Genomic DNA, 19,117 nt, shown 5'->3' on the forward strand with positions numbered 1-19,117 from the left:
CTTTATCAATGCCTGCAAAAAAGGCTAGTATGATGCGTCAGGCTTTGACGGATCATTGCCTCTTGCCTGCAGGTGCCATTGCGTCTTATTACTTTTTAGCGGATTTCGGCTTTGCTGGTTCCGATTGCTTTTCCTGCTTCGGAGCCAGTGGTTCCACCACAGGAGCTGGCTTTACCATGCCGTAAACAGATTCATCCGGACGAGGGATAACATGGGATCCCAATAGCTCACCGACACGTGCAGCCGCGTCACGGCCAGCTTCCACAGCCGCCTGGACTGCACCGACATCGCCTTGCACGATAACCGTCACAATCCCGCCATCCACCATCTCTTGCTTCACAAGGGACACATTGGATGCTTTAATCATGGCATCCGCCGCTTCAATGGAACCGATCAACCCTTTTGTTTCAATCATTCCGATTGCTTGACTCATCGATTTCGCCTCTCTTCACTTCTGTAGAATCAATGATTCCTATGACTACCGCATCTATAGGAATCGGATTGTCTTTCATAATATAACGTGAGGAGCCGCCGCTCGTTATCAGGACTTCATCACCAATGCCCGCACCGATCCGATCTGCTGCCACCATTTGGGTCTGGATGGCATTTCCGTATGCATCAATCGGCTGGATAATCAGCAATTTCAACCCTTGCAAGCCCTCTTCCTTGCGTGTTGCCCATACGTTACCGATCACTTTTCCCATTCGCATGCGTAATCACCTTTTCTACTTTCTGAAGGAAATCGTCTTACCGAGTTCCCTCGCTGTATCTTTCGCAAGCGCTGTCACAATCGTTCCTTTTTCGAGGAGGATGTCCTGTTCCTGAATGGAACGGATATCTTCATTGGAAAGCAGCTTTTTCTTAAATTCATACGGTTTGTTCACGGGCTGGGGTGCGCTTTGCGGGACATGGTTCTCTGTCCTTGCTGTTTCCCCATTTTCTGCTCCCGGCTTCACAAGTCGTCCGATTGTTCCTTGTGTAATAAAACCTGCATTTGCCTCATCTGTGTCGATATGCATTTCCAGCCGATACCGTTCAGAGACGCGAATCTTCACATTTCGAAACGACACGGGACGGATGCCATCCGCCTCAACAGTTACATACTCGCCATTTTGCACGCCGAACCGCGAAGCATCGCCTGGCGCCATATGAATATGCGCTTGGGCGACGATCAAGCCCTCTTCCAAGTAAATGCTGCCTTTCGGGCCGATGAGTGTGATGCCAGCGGACCCTTCGATATCGCCAGACTCCCGAAGCGGCGGCTTAACACCTAACTTCATGGCGTCTGTGAAGCTCACTTCCACTTGGGAAAGGGAACGCGCAGGACCGAGAATGCGCACGCGTTCGATGCTGCCTTTCGGTCCTGCGACAACCACTGTTTCGTTAGAAGCGAATTGGCCCGGCTGTGATAAGTCGGACCGCTTCGTCAATTCATAACCCTTTCCAAACAGCGCTTCCACATGTTCAGGTTTCAGATGTACGTGGCGGGCAGAAACGGCAATCGGAACAGCGTGAGCCGGCAATGGGCTCACGTCTTTTGAAAGCTGGCCGAGGACTTCCCCGACAATCCGTTCAATCAATTGCTGATCCATTCCACTTCCACCTTTCTGCTGTTATTTTCGCTTTGGAATCAGCCTTCCATTTTAGGAAGGATCATTTCCAATTCGTTATGCGGTCTTGGGATAACGTGGACAGATAGCAATTCGCCTACACGCTGTGCTGCTGCTGCGCCTGCATCAGTTGCTGCTTTTACTGCGCCTACATCACCGCGTACGAGTACTGTTACGATTCCGCCACCGACGTGAACTTTACCGACAAGATTAACGCTAGCCGCTTTCACCATTGCGTCTGCTGCTTCGATTGATCCGATCAAACCTTTAGTTTCTACCATTCCTAGTGCTGTACCTTCTCTGTTCATGTTTGTTTCCTCCTAATGGGGTTTATTTTTATTTTTGCTATAAAACGTTGATTTTCCAATCAACTAAGTGTTTAACTGATACTCACTTCGTCAACTGCTTCACAATCTCGCTGACTAAGTTTTTCACTACTTCCGGATCGATGTCGCCATCGGATCCGACTTTCGTCAGGACCTCTGAGACGACCTGCTCGGTTGCAGCAGTCGGTTTCTCTTCCTGGTGGGAAGGGAGTGTAACTTCTTTTGTGCCGTATGCCATCCGTTTAATGTTCAGCAAGTGTTTTGCTGTTACGTTGTCGGATGTAATATTGCCTCCGAATGTGCCGCAGCCTAATGTGAACGACGGCATAAGACCTGTCGTCCCCCCGACCGCTCCGACGGAAGACATCGTGTTGACCATGATACGGGAAACCGGCATTTCTACCGCGAATTCGCGGGCGATGGAATCATTCTCTGTATGGATTGAAAGGCTGTGGCCCCGTCCGCCGATATTCAGCAGCGCCATGCAAATTTCTTTCGCATGGTTGACGTCATTTACGACATACATCGCAAAGACCGGAGACAGCTTTTCGAGCGAGAATGGTACATCCTTGCCGACTTTCGTTTCCATCCCAATGATGACACGGGTGCCTTCCGGGATGGAGATGCCGGCCAGTTTCGCAATCGTTTGCGGGCTCTTGCCGACAATTTTCGGATTTACTTTGCCTGGTGAAGGAGAGATGACTTTCTCCATGATTTGCTTCTCTTCATCGGACAAAATATAAGCACCATTTTTCTTCAATTCCCGGTTGACGAGTTCCAGAATGTTTTTATCAACAACAATCGCTTGTTCTGTTGCACAGATCGTGCCGTAATCGAACGATTTACTGTTGACGATATCCCGGACCGCCTTTTCCACTTTCGCGGAACGCTCGATGTACACGGGAACGTTCCCCGGTCCCACGCCATAAGCCGGCTTTCCTGAGCTATAAGCGGCTTTGACGAGCGCGCCGCCACCTGTTGCCAGGATGAGATTGACGTCCGGATGTTTCATCAGTTGCTGCGTTGCGTCCATGGAAGACATCGTCAAGCATTGAATTAACCCTTCCGGTGCTCCCGCTTTCACAGCAGCTGCATCACACACTTTCAACGCTTCATGTGTGCAATTCACCGCATATGGATGGGGGCTGACGACAATTGCATTTCTAGTTTTCAATGAAATGAGTGTTTTGAAGAACGCAGTCGACGTTGGATTGGTCGTTGGGATAATACCCGCCACCACGCCAAACGGAGCCGCGATTTCCACGACCTTTTTCACTTTGTCCTCTCCGATGATGCCGACAGTTTTCATGTCTTTAATACTTTCGTATACATCACGGGAGCCCACTTCATTCTTGATTTTCTTATGGACCGCAACGCCCATTCCTGTTTCTTCCACCGCCATATAGGCAAGACGTTCGGATTCCTTGAAGGCGGCTTCCGCAACAGCTTTGACAATGTTGTCCACTTGTTGCTGCGTGTAGCTCATGAATTTCAGTTGCGCTTCTTTTGCTGTTTTGACAGCTGTACGCATTTCTTGGAGGGCCAATAAATCAGCGTCTAGTGCCTGCACCAAGTTAATCACTCCTTCCTTGCTTACTGTTGGCGATTAATACCCAAGCGGATTTCTCGCCATATTTTGAATTGCTTCCCGGAACGCATCTGTTGCCGCCTGGCAGGATGATTGGCTGCCGGTCAATAGGCCGCCGCCAAAGTTCGTTTCCGATGGGGGAGCAAAAAACTCGCATAATCTTACATCCGCCGCCTTCAAGGCCGCATCCAACCCGACAATCGCTTCGAGCGGCGGTGCAATTAGGTAAGCTAACGACTGTCCAACCGGAATACCCGCCATTTCCGCTAAAAAGGTGCCGGTGCTTGAAACGGTATGTGCATAAAGCGCATGATCGGGGTTTCCGTTGATCGCTTCAAAATAGGCATCATTTTCAATCGTGATCCGGATCGAATCCAAACCGCTCTTCACTTCTTCCGGCGACTGGCCTGCGATGACTCCGAGGAATTCACCCGATAACGGGCCCGATGCATGTGCAGCACCTGCATAGAAGCTTTTCGCATACACGACTTCTACATCGGTCTTCTTTGTCGCCTCGTCAATCGCGGTATAGCCGACATCATCAATGGTCGTGGTGACAAGACCGATGCTTCGCTGATACGGCTTCAGATTAAACTTCTTCGCCAGCTCTTCATTCACATTCGGGATGACTTGCATGGACAAGATGTCTGCATAGATTTTCATCGACTGCCGCCTCCTAGCCTTCTTTGTTCACAAGGGATACACCGCTCGCCTCATATTTCAGCACTTTTTGGATAACTGTGCCTAAGTAAGCTCCAGCTTCCACCGGCGGAATGCCTCCCTTATGGATATTGGAAATAACCATCCGATCCGCTTCAATCGTGCCGATGCGCGGTTGGTAGCAAAGATAGGCGCTCAATGATTCGGCAGACACGAGGCCAGGACGTTCGCCAATTAACATGACGACAACATCCGGCTGCAACATTTCGCCGATTTCGTCCATCAGTGCGACACGGCCTTTATCCACATAGAAAGTCGTTCCCATGTCGATGTTTAAGTTGCGGAGAGACTGTTCAAGGGATAAATAGACATCCTCCAAGTTCTCCTCGATCGCTTTTGCACTCAAGCCATTGGATGCAACAATCTGAACTGTCGGTCCCTTCTTGCATTTCTCCATGACTGTCTGTTTCGCTTCATCTGACAGTCTCCGCCCTAAATCGGGACGCCGGATATACTCTTCCTTATCCGCCACTCTGGAATGGACTTGGAACACCTCAAGCCGGCTCAATAATTCGTCCGGCACTTCGCCGTAAACCGCATCGACTGCTGCTGCATGGTCCAATCGGAATTGGAGCCATGTTTTTGTTTTCGGGCGTGAACCCGCTCTTCCTACACCAACACGGGCCGGCGTTTTCTTGCGAAGCTCAGCCAGTTCCGTTTCCTTGGCATCCGACTGTTTGGTAGCGTCTTGTTTGTGGCACGCTCCAGCAGAGGCAACTTTGGAATGCGCAGCGGGCTGTTTCTGTTCCGTTGTCCGGTGGAAGGTTACAGCTCCGGCTGGTCCAATATCTGGATGTTCCGTTGCAAGCGCTTGGCCAACTGGTGCGTCTGCAAACAAGTTGACCGGCATCGCTTCATCCGACTTGCGGGTCTCTGTTTTCCCCTTCGTTTCCTGAAGCTTTTCCACAACCATTTTGGTTATTTGTTCAATCAGCTGTTCATTCATCCCAAATCCACCTCCTATCGGTTAAACAATGTAGCATCGCCAGCGCGTGCGCTCAGCTTGCCATTTTCGTAAATGCCCATCTTCTCGAGCCATTTCAAATACTCAGGTGCCGGTGTCTTGCCGAGAGTTTGAAGAAGTGTCGCTACATCGTGGTAGCTCATTGATTGGTAATTCAGCATGACGTCATCACCCATCGGCGCCGCGATAATGAAGTTCACACCTGCAGCTGATAAGAGCACGCTCAAATCTTCAATATCGTTTTGGTCCGCCTTAATATGGTTCGTGTAACAAATATCTACGCCCATCGGGATGCCGTGCATTTTACCCATGAAATGGTCTTCCAGCCCTGCCCGGATAACCTGCTTGCTGTTATACAAATACTCCGGCCCGATGAATCCGACGACTGTGTTGACAATATACGGATCATAATGTCTTGCGAAACCATAGTTTCTAGATTCCAGCGTCAGCTGGTCAATGCCGTAATGCGCTTCCGCAGAAAGCTCCGACCCTTGCCCAGTTTCAAAGTACATAACTTGCGGTCCGGTACCCGTTCCTTGTTTCAAAGCAAGATCTCTTGCTTCTGCAATCAATTCGGCTGAAATACCGAAAGAGCGATGCGCTTTTTCCGTTCCCGCGATACTTTGGAAGATCATATCGGCAGGAGCCCCTTGCTGAATTGCTTTCATCTGCGTCGTTACGTGGGCAAGCACACAGTTCTGCGTAGGAATTTCCCATTCATTAATAAAATCCTTTGTCGCATGTAAAATGCGTTTTACACTTTCCACTGAGTCATCAACCGGGTTAATCCCAATGACCGCATCACCGATACCGTACGATAGCCCTTCCTTCAACGAAGCAATGATGCCATCAATGTTGTCCGTCGGATGATTCGGCTGCAAACGGGAGGAAAGCGTTCCCTTTTGACCGATCGTAATATTACAAGTGGACAGGATTTCAATTTTATTTGCCGCATGGACGAGATCCAGGTTGGACATGAGCTTCGTCACTGCTGCAATGACTTCAGAAGTCAAACCCCGGCTCAGCCGCTTTAATTCCCGGTCGCCCACGTCATTGCTCAGAATGTACTCGCGAAGCTCTGCAATGCTCCAGTTCTTAATTTCGCTGTATACTCTTTCATTGATATCGCCTTCAATGATGCGGGATACCTCATCTGTTTCAATCGGGATGAGTGGGTTGTTCCGGATATCGCTTACTAGCAATTCGCTGACTACCGCTTTTGCCGCGATTCGTTCTTGAACCGTTTCCGCTGCGATGCCGGCTAGCCGGTCTCCAGATTTTTCCTCATTCGCTTTAGCCAATACTTCTTTCAGATCGGCGAATACATACCGTTCGCCGCCTAATACCGTTGATAAATTCAATTGCAGCGCCTCCTTTACGATGTGTGGAATGTTAACGTTTTCACGACAACCGGTACGACACCCGAATCGAGCGCCTTGCCGATATCAATGTAATCGCCGGTCTCCACGTTGATTTGATCCACACAAATGACACTCTGTTGTACATTCATAGCGACCAGCGTCTGGCCGATCACCTTGGCATGATCCGATTGGATGATCAATATGATCGGTTGCGATGGGTCAGGCCGTTTTTCCATCAGGCGGATAATCGCCTGGGACAACGATTGGATGTCCCTAAATCCCATGTAGGGAAGATTCGAAATATATAATGCGAAGTTTTGCCCTTCCAGGGTCGAATCGTATAACGCGATCGCCTCGGAAATGGCGGAGTCGAAAAGATCCAGCCCTTGTTGCAAATCAAACATGAAATCATGCTGGTAAATCGGGATATTTTTCAAAGGAAGTTCATGCGGCGCGACCTGAATCGTTGCTCCGCTGATTTCCGTCGTCTGCGTGCCCGCACCTAATACGGTTGCCCTCACGGTTTCAACAGGCTCCAGCCATTCGAACGACTGCAATCGGCCATTTTGCCTCAATGCTTCTGCCAGTTGGTTGCCGATATCATCGTATGCCGCAACCTGTACCTGCCCAAGCTCGTGCTGATACATACACTCGGACACGCCGCCAGAGAAAACGACCGCTTCCACGTCATCCATCCAAGAAGGCGCATGGCCGAGCAGCAGGACGTGATCTTCTGAAGCGACATTCTTGCTTAATATCCGTGCAAGCGAACCGGCCATGAAGTCTGTCACTTGCTGGACAGCAGGGCTGTCGGCTCGATCTCCGACTTGCAAGCGCCAACCTTGTTCGGCCAGCAGCCGTTCGATCGGCGGCGAAATGGAACGGACGATGCCATTCTGGAACTCGATGAGTCGACCGCCGATATGCATTGTGCAAGTGCCTAACAGCTTCTTATCCTTGTAAACGGCCATATTAGCCGTTCCCCCGCCTATATCGATGTTGGCGATCACTTTCCCGCTCTTCGCGGAATAGTCGTACGCCCCCGAGCCTTTCGCCGCAATGATGCCTTCCAAATCCGGCCCTGCCGTCGCAACGAGGAAATCACCGGCTTCATGCGACAGATGATGGAGCATTTCACTCGCATTGCGCTTTGTCGCCGTTTCACCCGTGATAATGACGGCTCCGGTCTCGATTTGAGATGGCGTCACGCCTGCCTCTGCATATTGCGAGCGGATGATCCGTTCTACGCCTTGCGTGTCAATCGTCGACGCATCCAGGAGCGGCGTTCGGAAGACCGGACTTTTATATAAAATCTCTTTATCTACGATTTCGATTCGCGGTACATGAGTTGTACCTGCGACATTCATTAAGGAAAACCGGCTGATAATCAATTTCGTTGTGCTCGTGCCAATGTCAATGCCAGCACTGATGATCGTTTCATGCCTTTTATTGAACTGGTTCACGCCCGCACCCCATTTCAGATATTGAAATAAAAAAACGCCTCTACATACCCGGGGATTTCTCCGCGGGTTGTAAAGGCGTCATTGCCGATTTCATGAACTTGTATTATCTCCAATATATCAAACTTGTTAGGCAGTGTAAAGTGTGCCGATGAACCTGACATGGTCATCCTCTGTCTTCTGGACATACTCTTTCATCGAGCGCATGTCAGTGCACTTCACCAGCTCTTTCAAATGCGCTATGCCGTCTCCTGTGACAGATGACGTGATAATGACAGGGCCTTCCGAGATAATATCTTTCATCATGCGAAATGCTCTTTCCACATCAGCTTCCGGATGATCGCATTTCGTAATGACTCCGACCCCCATCTTCGGAACTCCCATGCTAAACCCCGGCGGAAAAATCGTCTTGCCGTTCGTCGCATCTTGGAGATAAAACACATGAGACACTTCCAAAGCCGTTGCCATAATATTTTTGTAGAACAACGGGTTTTCCGTGTATTCACCAGGCGTATCAACGATCCAATCATAATAAATGAGCGTCTGTGTTTTCACAGCTGGAACCTGCTTGCCTAGCAGCGCATTCGTCAGCGTCGATTTGCCGGCACCAATGGCACCGATCAGCATCGCTTTGTTTTGCATGTCCGTTCACTCCTTACGATTTCGTAATGGACGCCGGTGTATAACCAAGCTTCTCGGACAGGAATCGGTTAATTTCCAGCATCGCCATCTCAACTTCCGAGACACTTCCTACGATGACAAGACTTCCTGTAAACCGATCCAAGAATCCTAGCTTCACATTGGCTGCCTTAGTCGCTAAATCACCTGCGATAATGACCGTTTCACTCGGCGTGCACGTCATAATCCCTAGCGCTCCGGCTTCCTGGATGCCAAGTTTCTGAAACATATCCGGATCAGGATTAGCGATTAGATGGCTAAGCGTAAGCTGTTTCCCTGGGACAAATTCCTGTATGAATCGTTTCTTTTCTTCGCTCAATCTAAGCACTTCCTTCTCAGTTTATTGTATTTACGCGTTTGTCAGTACAGCTTCTTCCTCTTTCTTCTCAACCGGCTGTTCAACTTCGCCGTCCTCCAAGTATTCACCCGGACGGATGACACCATCGGCACGGTCTTTTTCCTCAAGCTTCAAAGCAGTCGGAACAGAAAGTTTGTAGGCGATAGCAATCGCACAGACACCGGCTGTTAATTTACCTAAGATAACCGGCAAAATGATTGTCGGCTGGAAATTGGCCGTAAATGATAAATGGTCACCTAGCAAGAATGCAGCACAAACCGCGAATGCGATATTGATGACTTTATCTTTCGGTCTCATGAAACGGACAAGTGAGAACATCGCCAAGATATTCGCCATGGTCGCCAAAATACCGGCGCTTCCCGTCGAGGACAAGCCAAGCTTGCGTCCGCCCGCTTCAAGCGGCTTCGCAGCATATTTACGCAGCAAATAAACCATTGGGAATGCACCTGCAAGCATGATACCGATATAACCGGCAGTTTCCAAGGCACGGAACTGATCTTTTTCGTCTGCCATGATCGGGTCGAAGCCCCAAGCGCCAAACACTGTTGAGAAAACGCCTGTGAAAATTTCGACAATTGAAAAGACAAGGACGAGTTTAATCGCAGCGTCCATCACGCGGCCAAACACCATGAATCCGGAAATCATAGCACGCGGGAAGAATTTTAATCCAAGTGCGATTGCCACTACAAAGACAAGCAACGGTAAAAGGTTAATAAAGATCTGTAAGTAACTAATGACAAATTCATAATTGGATGTTGCTGTCGTGCTGATGACATCACGCACGTCCGTATTGAAAAGCACAATAAGTACAGATGCAATGAATGCACCGATTGGAATCGTCAAAACCCCTGACATGACGCCAAGTGCCATGTACTTATGGTCCCGCTTATCCAGCATGGCAAGTCCCATCGGAATGGAGAATACAATGGTAGCCCCTGACATGAATCCAACGACAAGCGCCATGATCCAGCCTTCATAAGATGTTTTCAGTGCATCGGCAAGCTGATATCCGCCCATATCTGATGCGAGAATCGTTGTTGCTGCAATCGCCGGGTCCGCACCAATCGCGTCAAACACCGGGCCTATAAATTTACTAATAAACCAAGTCAAATATGGAATGGATGCCATAATACCAGCAGCCGGTACGAAAATATGACCTACCGCGTGCAAACCGGACATGAATTCCTTTCCTAATCCATCCTCTGGATTTTTGATCGCCGCGAATGCACCAAGCACCGCACACGTCATGATAATCCAGACGATTACTGTACCGATCATTTCCACTATAAATTCCCCCTTTTATCAAATTACATGAATGTCACTGCCAAATAAAGAGATAGATTGCCTAATTCCAAACCACCACCTTAACCAAATTTTGATATATAACAAAACAAAAAGACGCCTAAAGAAAGGTCTTCTTTAAGCGCCATTGCTTCAATTATTCACTTGTATAACTCAAGGACTTCCTTGGCAATCGACTCCATTGTCTGTTGCCGGGACATGCTGGCATCCCGCATTTTCTTGAATGCTTGTGGCTCAGATAGATTTTCCTTTTCCATCAATAACCCTTTGGCCCGCTCAATCGTTTTGCGCTTTTCCACTTCACGTTTCACGTCCTGAATGCTCGCTTTCAGCCGTTTCGCTTTCTCGGATTGGTGGAGCGCCACTTCAATAGCCGGTATCAGATTCGCTTCTGAAATCGGTTTCACCAAATACCCGACAATATTGTCCTGCTGGGCCTTCTCGACAAATTCCTTCTGGCTGTATGCGGTAATGAGCAGTATCGGAAGATCCAATTGCGTCCCGATGATCCGGCTCGCCTTCAGCCCGTCGATTTTCGGCATCTTGATGTCCATTAAGACAAGGTCCGGCTTATGGAGAAACGCCAGCTCAACCGCTCGATCGCCATCTCCCGCTTCACCGACCACTTCATACCCGTGGTCCTCTAATGTTAACTTGAGATCCATCCGGATGATCGACTCATCTTCGGCTATTAATATCCTCTTTTTCATAGAAAATCTCCACCTCCGGACTCACTGGAAATGTCACGACGGCATGCGTACCTTCCTCTTGCGGAACGTACAGAAATTCCCCATTTAAATCATTGGTCACAAGGTTATGGACAATTTCCGTTCCAAGCGACGGTTTCGGCTCTTTCATTCCAACTCCGTTGTCGGAAATATGGAGCTCGAGAAAGTCTCGATCCGAAGTGAACCATATCCGGATTTCCCCTTCACCCTCCTTGTCAAATGCATGCTTCAACGAGTTTTGCACGAGCTCATTGACGATGATTGCAAGTGAAACCGCTTTCCTGGAGGATGTAATTATTTTATTGCCATTCGGCTGAATAATCAAGTCCACTTTCGAGCTCACATCATTCAATACCATGGCGGAACAGATTTTTCTCGTTAATTCGATAATATTTACATCGTCATCATCGGCATGTTCTTTAGCTAAAATTATTTCATAGACAGATGAAATGCTATAAATCCGATTCAGTGTATCCTCAAATGATGCTTGACTGTCCTCTGGCAAGCCTCTCATTTGAAGCCGCAGCAGGCTCGCGATTGTCTGCAAATTATTTTTCACCCGATGATGGATTTCCTGGATGACAACCGATTTCATCATGAGTTCCTTCTCTTTCATCCTGAGCTCAGTCAAGTCCTGGATGATGAGCAGCGTCTCACCTCTGTCCTTTTTCTTCAGCTTGATTTTCTTCACGACCAAACTCTTCCGATCGATTGTCAAATCAAATACGAAGACATCTTCTTTATTGTCATAAACCGGCGTCAAAAACGGGAGCAGCTCTGTAATTCTGGCATTGCCCACTTCCTCTGTCCGGCTCATTTCTGAAATGAATTTCAATGCAACGGGATTTGTGTAAATGAGTTGATCTTTGTCGTCAGTCAGGATGAGCATTTCCATCAGCAAATCGGAAACGACAGGCGGGCCGCCAACAGCCGAAGCGAGAAACTCCCCATTGCGTGCCGGAACGATAGACAAATCCGCTTCGTCGTATCCATCATCGTACATCGTTTTCGAAAGGACTTCCTTCTCCTGAATCAATACACCAATGACTTGGTGGCAATTATTTTTAATGGGGACGACCGTCTGATCGACTGATTTCCCCTCTTGTGTAATAGCTTGGCGGATTATCGACTTTTTTCCATTTTTGTAGCTATAAAAAACGCCGGGCTCAAAAGACTCGAAAACAATTTTTCCGACGACGGAGTTTTCATAGATTTTGTTTGCATTGCGGGGAAAAGCTTCTGCCACGACAATCGCATGATCATTGTCCTTGATCTTGCAGTCGATAAACATATAGGAGTCCGACATATCAGCATATAATTGCAACGTGGACGCGACTTCCTCTAACCTACTGATATCCTCATAAGTCAAATCAGTGTAGAGGATGCATAGTTGCTCCAACGTAGAAGTGACCATACTTCTCACATCCCTCTAAAGTAAATAATTGTCGGATTATTTTTTATGTCATTATAGTTCTTCTTCTATGACCGGTCAATACTTACATTTTTTATATGACTTAGTATAAGAATAGAAAAAGAGATAGAAGCCTGTAAAGCTTCTATCTCTTTTTCAAAATATCATTTAGTCTCATCCCAACATTCCGCGCCCTTCAAATCTGGAATGTTGCTTCGCTTGAAAACCGGGTCCTTCCCTAGTTTCCGCTGTCTCGTAAAGTCCTCCAGCACTTGAAAGGCTACCTTGCCAAGCAATAAAATGACAAGCAAGTTCAGGATCGCCATCAAGCCCATGAACAGATCGGCCATACTCCAGACGATATCGACTTTTGCCAAAGCGCCGAACATGACAAAGCCAAGAACGGCAATTCGATACAGGATCATCCACGATTTATGCGCTTTAATGAATTCAATATTAGTTTCGCCATAATAATAATTTCCGACAATCGAGCTGAATGCGAAGAACATGATTGCGACAGCTACAAAGTACGGAGCCCATGAACCGACATGAACCGCCATCGACGATTGCGTCAAAATAATGCCACTCTCTTCCCCTGTATCGTACAATCCCGCCAATATAATAATGAAGGCAGTTGCTGAACAGATAATAATCGTGTCGAAAAATACGCCTAAACTTTGAACGAGGCCCTGCTTTGCAGGATGTGAGACATTCGCCGTTGCAGCTGCATTCGGAACGCTCCCCATTCCTGCTTCATTGGAGAATAACCCGCGACGGATCCCTTGCATCATCGCAGCCCCGATGCCCGCACCAGCCATCTCTTTAATGCCAAACGCATGCTCAAAAATAAGTGCAATCATACCCGGAATTTCAGTAATATTCATGACCAAAACAAATAATGCAATGAGCAAGTAGAACGTCGCCATAATCGGCACGATGGCTTGCGTCACTTTCACAATCCGATGAACTCCGCCAAAAATAATGATCGCAGTGAACACAACTAGAACGAGGCCAACCGACCAATACGGCAAACTGAACACATCATGGAACGACTGGCTGATCGTATTGGATTGTACTGCATTAAAGATGAAACCAAAACAAAGTGTCAAAAGAATTGCGAACACAATACCAAGGTTCCGCAATCCTAGCGCCTTCTCCATATAATAGGCCGGGCCGCCACGAAAAGTACTGCCATCCCGGACTTTGTACACTTGAGCGAGCGTACTCTCAACAAACGCAGTCGCCATGCCAATCAAAGCAATCACCCACATCCAAAACACAGCCCCGGGACCACCGATGCCGATGGCGAGTGCCACTCCCGTCACGTTTCCTGTCCCAACGCGTGAAGCCGCACTTATCGTAAACGCCTGAAACGCCGAGACCCCATGGTCGCTCCCCTTTCTCTCGAAAATCAAACGAAACATCTCGCCAAACAAACGCACTTGGACAAACCGGGTGCGCACCGTAAAATATAAACCAATTAAAAGCAACAGGCCGATCAATATGTATGTCCATATAAAATCATTTGCCGGTCCAACCAGCCACTCCAACGCCTTCATGCCATACACTCCTTCTCTATGCGACAAATATGTATTCTACTGTCCATACCCTCAATCTAGCCATCTAAATACAGGACAAAAGAAAAAACCGCCCGAACATGGAATCGGACGGTTCCTTAAAAGAAGGAAACTTACTACCCGCGCCTTTAACGCGCGAGGCAAATATATATCTTCGGCTCGAAAAAACTACCGACTTGAAGTAGTGTATCATCGTCATTAGGGGATTTCAATGTGTTTATTATGACAATAATAAGGATTTCCGAAGTAGAACTATTCCATTAGATTGATTTCTCCTAAAGTAGGGAGCGTCGTCTTGATTTACAAAGCAGCTTTCACTGTTTTTCGGTAATACCCTACCGTCAACAAGGCAAAGACAAGATAGATCAACACATAGATAGCCATCGCGATCGATGCGGGCACGGTGATATCTGACATGAATAAAAAGGATGCAGCCTTAATAGCGAAGATAGAATGCAACAAGCCAATTAATAACGGCACTCCAAATACAAACACTTGTTTACGGACAATACCGCGCATAATATCCTGCACTGTAAAGCCCAATTGGCGCAATGTCGCATAACTTCTCTTCTCCTGTTCAGCCTCTGTCATTTGCTTGAAATACAGAATACTGCCGGTTGAAATGAGGAAGACGAGACCGAGGAAGCCTGCAATGAAGATAAGCAGCCCCGTGTATTGCATCGTCGATACATATTGAGTGTAATAATCGAAATTTAAGCGGTCATTCTCTTTCGTTAAATCATGATAGATCTCAGCGGCTTCCGCCAGCTGGTCTTCATCCGAAATCGTAACCGCAAAAAATGTACCCATACGATGTGCCTCTGCTTCATTAATAAATTGCTCTTTAATTTCTTGATAAAATTCGTCATCGACCACGAGCTGTGTTCCTGCAAAAGGCGGGTTAAGTATATTTCCTTCCTTCACCTTCGTTATGGAAACATCCAACTCTTTTTCCGGATTCGTTAATTTCACAGAAAAAGGGACTTCCGTTGTTTTCATCAGCCAATAAACAGATGCGTCGTAGAAATAGGCTGTTCGTCCGTCTGGAATTTCAATGTCGATGCCCGCTTGCTGTAACTGCTTTTCACTTACAATGTTTGCAGAAAACAATGCAGGTAACCATTTGGTCATTGTTGCTTCTTCAAAAAATCGACCATCCAAATTCATCACTTCAATCGGCGTATACAAATAGGAGATTCCTTGCCGATCAAGCTCATCCGTAAATTGCTTTGTTTCCTTCTCCTCTTGTGCATCTCCATACCCGCCAAACATGAAATCATGTGGATAGATGGAACGCGTCTCTCTTTCGGTTGAATAATAGAGAGAGTAGGATCCCGCCAGCATGGCAAGAGTCATCGCTGACAATACGGTAATAATCGTGAGTGAATTGGCATTCCCTTTCATCCGATGCATAAGCGTAGCAATGGACAGGCTCCCATTCAAGCCAAGATGGCCTTGCTTGCGTTTTCGGACTTGATAAAACAGCCAGCTAATTGTCACTCTGAATAATAGGTATGTTCCTGTTATCGTTGTAGCTAATACAACGAGCATGTTAATGAACAGAAGAGCATTCATCATCCGGCCGGAAAGCCAATAGCCAAAAGCAATAAGCCCGATGCCCAAAAGTGCAAGAAACGCAGAACGGATAGCTTTCGGCTTTTTCGGATGTTCCCCTTGCTTTTCCGCATTAAACAGGCCAAGCAATGTCGTGCGGCGTACTGCAACTAACATTTGAAGGGATGTGAGAAGGATGATGGCAATAAAAACAATAATCGTCTGGAGAACCGCCGTCTTTGAAAACGTCAATTCAATAAAACCATCAAATCCGACCAACTTCATTAGCAGCAATAAAAACAGGCGTGACACAATCATCCCTGCACCGATTCCAATTGCCATTGCCCCGGCACTCAGCAGCGTATTTTCCAAAATTAAGAGCCTTGCTACCGCGCCCTTCGTAAGCCCGATCAGTTGGTATAGACCAATTTCGCGGCTCCTTCTTTTTAAAAAGATCGCATTCGCATAGACAACGAAAGTGCCCGCTATGAATAGCAGTAGAATTCCTGCCACTTTAAACGCAGTTCCCATCGTTCCGCCCGACTGTTGGACAACAGCTGGATCATGCTGCAACGTAGCAAAAACAAAATACAGGACGACGCTAAAAATTAAGGCGAAAAAGTACAAATAATAATGTTTGATGTTTTTCCGCATGCTGCGAATGACGAGATCAAAGAGTGTCAACGCTGTCACCCCCGAGAACGCCCTGAACTTTCAAGATTTCCTGAAAGAAGGCCTGCCTCGTTTTGTCACCACGATACAGTTCGGAATAAATCTTCCCATCCTTTAAAAATACGACGCGGCTGCAATAGCTCGAAGCAACTGGGTCATGCGTAACCATCATAATTGTGACGCCACGTTGTTTATTGACATCCTCCAAGGTACCAAGCAAAGAAGAAGCAGACTTGGAATCGAGCGCCCCTGTCGGCTCGTCAGCAAATACGAGCGATGGTTTGTTAATGAGCGCACGCGCTGCAGACGTCCGCTGCTTCTGCCCGCCCGATATTTCATGAGGGTATTTATTCGCCAGCTCCTTTATTCCTAAAATGTCTGCTATTGATTTGAAATGATCCTCCGCCACACGCTTATGCATTTTGCCGAGTGACACGGGAAGAAGAATGTTCTCCTTCACTGTCAATGTATCGAGCAAATTATAGTCTTGGAAAATGAACCCTAGTTTATCGCGCCGGAAAGCGGACAGCTCCCGATCCTTCATCCTGGAAATATCGGCATTGCCGATCAGAATAGAACCCTCTGTTGTTCTATCTATCGTGGCAAGCACATTCAATAATGTTGTTTTCCCGGCACCGGATGGACCCATGATACCGACAAATTCACCCTCCAGCACTCGCAAGTCGATACCCCGCAGCACTTCTTGCACATTTCCACGCGCACCAAACGATTTCCGGACATTTTGGGCATGTAATACTGTATTTTGTTCCATGTAGTATGGCCTCCCTGTTATTCGTTGTCCTTATCGTACCGCGCTTCGAAACGGGGGTCGTTTGATTTTCATGACAAAGCGGCCTGCCAATGTGACAATGTTGTCATATACCTGTCAGGTTCACCATGCACCGGTTCATTTTCAACTCCGCTTCACTTGATCAAACTCATTTTCTGTCGGAAATTGTAGCCGCATGGCAGTCCCTTTGCCTGCTGCGGAATCAACTGCAATGGCAATCCCCATCTTTTCCGCAACCATCTTCGCCAAGTACAAGCCAAGCCCAGTTGCCGCATTGTGCAGCCTGCCGGTCCCGCCTGTGAAACCCTTGTCGAAAATACGGGGCATTTCATGCGCTGGTATGCCTTGTCCTTCATCCATGACGGACAGCACCACATGTCCCCGACTGTCTTTGGATGTTTCGACACGAATCGTGCTGCCAGCCGGACTATATTTCACCGCATTCGTCATCAGCTGCCTGAGAATAAAACGGCACCATTTCCGGTCTGTTCTAACATTTGATTCCTCGCCAATCAAATCGACGCCGATGTTCTTTTCCAAACACCACGAGGCCAGCTCCCGCACTTCTTCTACAACGAGACTTGCTGCATCTACTTCCTCAATGACATAATCCGATTCCATCGTCGGCAAGCGGGATATGTACAGCTGTTGCTCGAGCATGAGATGGAGCCGCAGCCATTCGGACTCAATTTTCCGGATGGCGGAATTCTCCCGATTGGCATCAATCGTTAACTTCATTGCCGTCAGAGGCGCCTTCACTTCATGCACCCAGGCTGCCGTGTAATCTGCCTCAATCAAACTCGCCGCTTTCACTTCCGCCAACTTCCTCGAATAACTTTCCGCAGCCTGCCGCAATACTTCATTTATCATCTGATCCGTTGCATAGTTCGCTTTTGGCAGTACCTCCTGCCAATCCCCTTCCATAGCCTGTTGCAGCTGTTGCAATGAGCGCAGATAGGCGGTTTCCGCAAAGAAGCGCCAAACGAAAAAAAGTGCGAATCCGATGACGAGTAGACCATTCAAATACAGCAACGAATTGAGGGAGAGTGTTACCCCTCTGTCAATCCAAATCAGCACATCCATTACACCGAGTGCCGCTAGAAAGAAGAACAACCAACTTTTCCGATCCACCATATAGTGAATAAACATCGTCTGCCTCTTCATACGGTTACCGCCATATAACCAAGACCCTTCTTTGTGACAATCGCATCGCCCAACCCGATTTCTGCCAGTTTCTGGCGCAGCCTCGTCACGTTAACCGTCAATGTATTGTCGTTCACAAAATGGGAATCATCCCAAAGCTTTCGAATGAGGTCATCGCGTGAAACAATTTGGTCTTTCATTTCCACAAGCACATTCAAAATGAAAAACTCATTTTTCGTCAATTCGACATCGACTCCACCCCGCCGGATCATCCCCCGTTTCAAATCAAGGACGGCCCCATTCCATTCCAACACATCGGTCGCCTCTTCCCCGTACGCGTACGTCCGCCGCAAAATCGCCTGCACTTTCGCCAGAAGGACGTCCAAATGGAACGGCTTTTGAATATAATCATCCGCCCCCATCTGCATCGCCATCACCATATCAAGCGGATGATCACGCGACGACAAAAACAGAATGGGCACCTTCGACACCACCCGAATCTCCCGGCACCAATGAAACCCATCAAACGCCGGAAGCTGAATATCCAAAATGACCAGCTGCGGCTTCTCCCGCAGAAACGCTCCCATCACATCATGGAAATCCTCCGGTCCCGCCACCTCAAACGACCACTGCGCCAGCCGTTCCCGAAGCGAATCAAAAATCGCCCGATCGTCCTCCACAATAAAGATCTTCATATCCATCCCGCCGTCCTCCTTCATATAGGATTAGTATAACGGAAATATTCGATTTTTTGACTATATGTCTGCTTTTCTGGCAGTATAAACCGGTTGAATCACCAGCTAGAGATCGAACCGCTCGTATATTTCTAGTACAGCTCGTATCTCGTCTCCAACCGCTCGTATAATCCTGGAACA

General features: G+C 47.8%; 19 protein-coding genes. All 19 read right to left on the minus strand.

From position 1 onward, the window contains the following. Positions 1 to 88: 88 nt before the first annotated feature. The gene (locus ACSW3C_RS10570; protein WP_486562515.1) at positions 89 to 433 is read right to left on the minus strand and encodes a BMC domain-containing protein; all 345 of its coding nucleotides are present in this window, start codon (positions 431 to 433) and stop codon (positions 89 to 91) included. After that, the gene (locus ACSW3C_RS10575) at positions 408 to 710 is read right to left on the minus strand and encodes a EutN/CcmL family microcompartment protein (RefSeq protein ID WP_184204834.1); all 303 of its coding nucleotides are present in this window, start codon (positions 708 to 710) and stop codon (positions 408 to 410) included. The genes ACSW3C_RS10570 and ACSW3C_RS10575 overlap by 26 nt, the downstream gene beginning before the upstream one ends. Positions 711 to 725: 15 nt before the next feature. Further along, the gene (pduL, locus tag ACSW3C_RS10580) at positions 726 to 1,592 is read right to left on the minus strand and encodes a phosphate propanoyltransferase (RefSeq protein WP_486562517.1); all 867 of its coding nucleotides are present in this window, start codon (positions 1,590 to 1,592) and stop codon (positions 726 to 728) included. 38 nt (positions 1,593 to 1,630) lie between these two features. Then, a complete protein-coding gene (locus ACSW3C_RS10585; protein ID WP_184204830.1) occupies positions 1,631 to 1,918 on the minus strand; it encodes a BMC domain-containing protein in 288 nt (95 codons plus the stop codon). Positions 1,919 to 2,000: 82 nt separating this feature from the next. Further along, complete coding sequence (locus ACSW3C_RS10590) at positions 2,001 to 3,506, minus strand: acetaldehyde dehydrogenase (acetylating) (protein ID WP_486562560.1); 1,506 nt, start codon at positions 3,504 to 3,506, stop codon at positions 2,001 to 2,003. A 36-nt stretch (positions 3,507 to 3,542) separates the two neighbouring features. Continuing rightward, a complete protein-coding gene (gene eutL / locus ACSW3C_RS10595; RefSeq protein WP_486562519.1) occupies positions 3,543 to 4,187 on the minus strand; it encodes an ethanolamine utilization microcompartment protein EutL in 645 nt (214 codons plus the stop codon). A gap of 13 nt (positions 4,188 to 4,200) precedes the next feature. Continuing rightward, positions 4,201 to 5,190 carry an ethanolamine ammonia-lyase subunit EutC gene (eutC, locus tag ACSW3C_RS10600; protein WP_486562521.1) on the minus strand — a complete coding sequence of 330 codons (990 nt, stop codon included), beginning with the start codon at positions 5,188 to 5,190 and terminating at the stop codon, positions 4,201 to 4,203. 14 nt (positions 5,191 to 5,204) lie between these two features. Continuing rightward, positions 5,205 to 6,569 (minus strand): ethanolamine ammonia-lyase subunit EutB, encoded by a 1,365-nt coding sequence (locus ACSW3C_RS10605; RefSeq protein WP_486562522.1) that lies wholly within the window; start codon positions 6,567 to 6,569, stop codon positions 5,205 to 5,207. A 14-nt stretch (positions 6,570 to 6,583) separates the two neighbouring features. Next, positions 6,584 to 8,032 carry an ethanolamine ammonia-lyase reactivating factor EutA gene (locus ACSW3C_RS10610; RefSeq protein ID WP_486562523.1) on the minus strand — a complete coding sequence of 483 codons (1,449 nt, stop codon included), beginning with the start codon at positions 8,030 to 8,032 and terminating at the stop codon, positions 6,584 to 6,586. Between the two features lie 126 nt (positions 8,033 to 8,158). Then, positions 8,159 to 8,671 carry a EutP/PduV family microcompartment system protein gene (locus ACSW3C_RS10615; protein ID WP_486562524.1) on the minus strand — a complete coding sequence of 171 codons (513 nt, stop codon included), beginning with the start codon at positions 8,669 to 8,671 and terminating at the stop codon, positions 8,159 to 8,161. Positions 8,672 to 8,684: 13 nt separating this feature from the next. Continuing rightward, complete coding sequence (gene eutS / locus ACSW3C_RS10620) at positions 8,685 to 9,026, minus strand: ethanolamine utilization microcompartment protein EutS (protein ID WP_184204816.1); 342 nt, start codon at positions 9,024 to 9,026, stop codon at positions 8,685 to 8,687. 30 nt (positions 9,027 to 9,056) lie between these two features. After that, positions 9,057 to 10,349: an ethanolamine utilization protein EutH gene (gene eutH, locus ACSW3C_RS10625; protein ID WP_486562525.1), complete on the minus strand. Its 1,293-nt coding sequence runs from the start codon at positions 10,347 to 10,349 to the stop codon at positions 9,057 to 9,059. Positions 10,350 to 10,507: 158 nt separating this feature from the next. Next, entirely contained in the window at positions 10,508 to 11,077 is a 570-nt protein-coding gene (locus ACSW3C_RS10630; RefSeq protein WP_238079621.1) for an ANTAR domain-containing response regulator, read from the minus strand. Next, a complete protein-coding gene (locus tag ACSW3C_RS10635) occupies positions 11,046 to 12,509 on the minus strand; it encodes a sensor histidine kinase (RefSeq protein WP_486562527.1) in 1,464 nt (487 codons plus the stop codon). The genes ACSW3C_RS10630 and ACSW3C_RS10635 overlap by 32 nt, the downstream gene beginning before the upstream one ends. Positions 12,510 to 12,670: 161 nt before the next feature. Further along, a complete protein-coding gene (locus tag ACSW3C_RS10640; protein WP_486562529.1) occupies positions 12,671 to 14,065 on the minus strand; it encodes an alanine/glycine:cation symporter family protein in 1,395 nt (464 codons plus the stop codon). 318 nt (positions 14,066 to 14,383) lie between these two features. After that, complete coding sequence (locus ACSW3C_RS10645) at positions 14,384 to 16,330, minus strand: ABC transporter permease (protein WP_486562531.1); 1,947 nt, start codon at positions 16,328 to 16,330, stop codon at positions 14,384 to 14,386. After that, positions 16,308 to 17,081: an ABC transporter ATP-binding protein gene (locus ACSW3C_RS10650; protein ID WP_486562533.1), complete on the minus strand. Its 774-nt coding sequence runs from the start codon at positions 17,079 to 17,081 to the stop codon at positions 16,308 to 16,310. The genes ACSW3C_RS10645 and ACSW3C_RS10650 overlap by 23 nt, the downstream gene beginning before the upstream one ends. A 141-nt stretch (positions 17,082 to 17,222) precedes the next feature. Then, a complete protein-coding gene (locus ACSW3C_RS10655; RefSeq protein ID WP_486562535.1) occupies positions 17,223 to 18,248 on the minus strand; it encodes a sensor histidine kinase in 1,026 nt (341 codons plus the stop codon). 11 nt (positions 18,249 to 18,259) lie between these two features. Next, positions 18,260 to 18,937 carry a response regulator gene (locus ACSW3C_RS10660; RefSeq protein ID WP_486562561.1) on the minus strand — a complete coding sequence of 226 codons (678 nt, stop codon included), beginning with the start codon at positions 18,935 to 18,937 and terminating at the stop codon, positions 18,260 to 18,262. Positions 18,938 to 19,117: the final 180 nt, after the last annotated feature.

The organism is Sporosarcina sp. AD_1, from assembly GCF_057373025.1.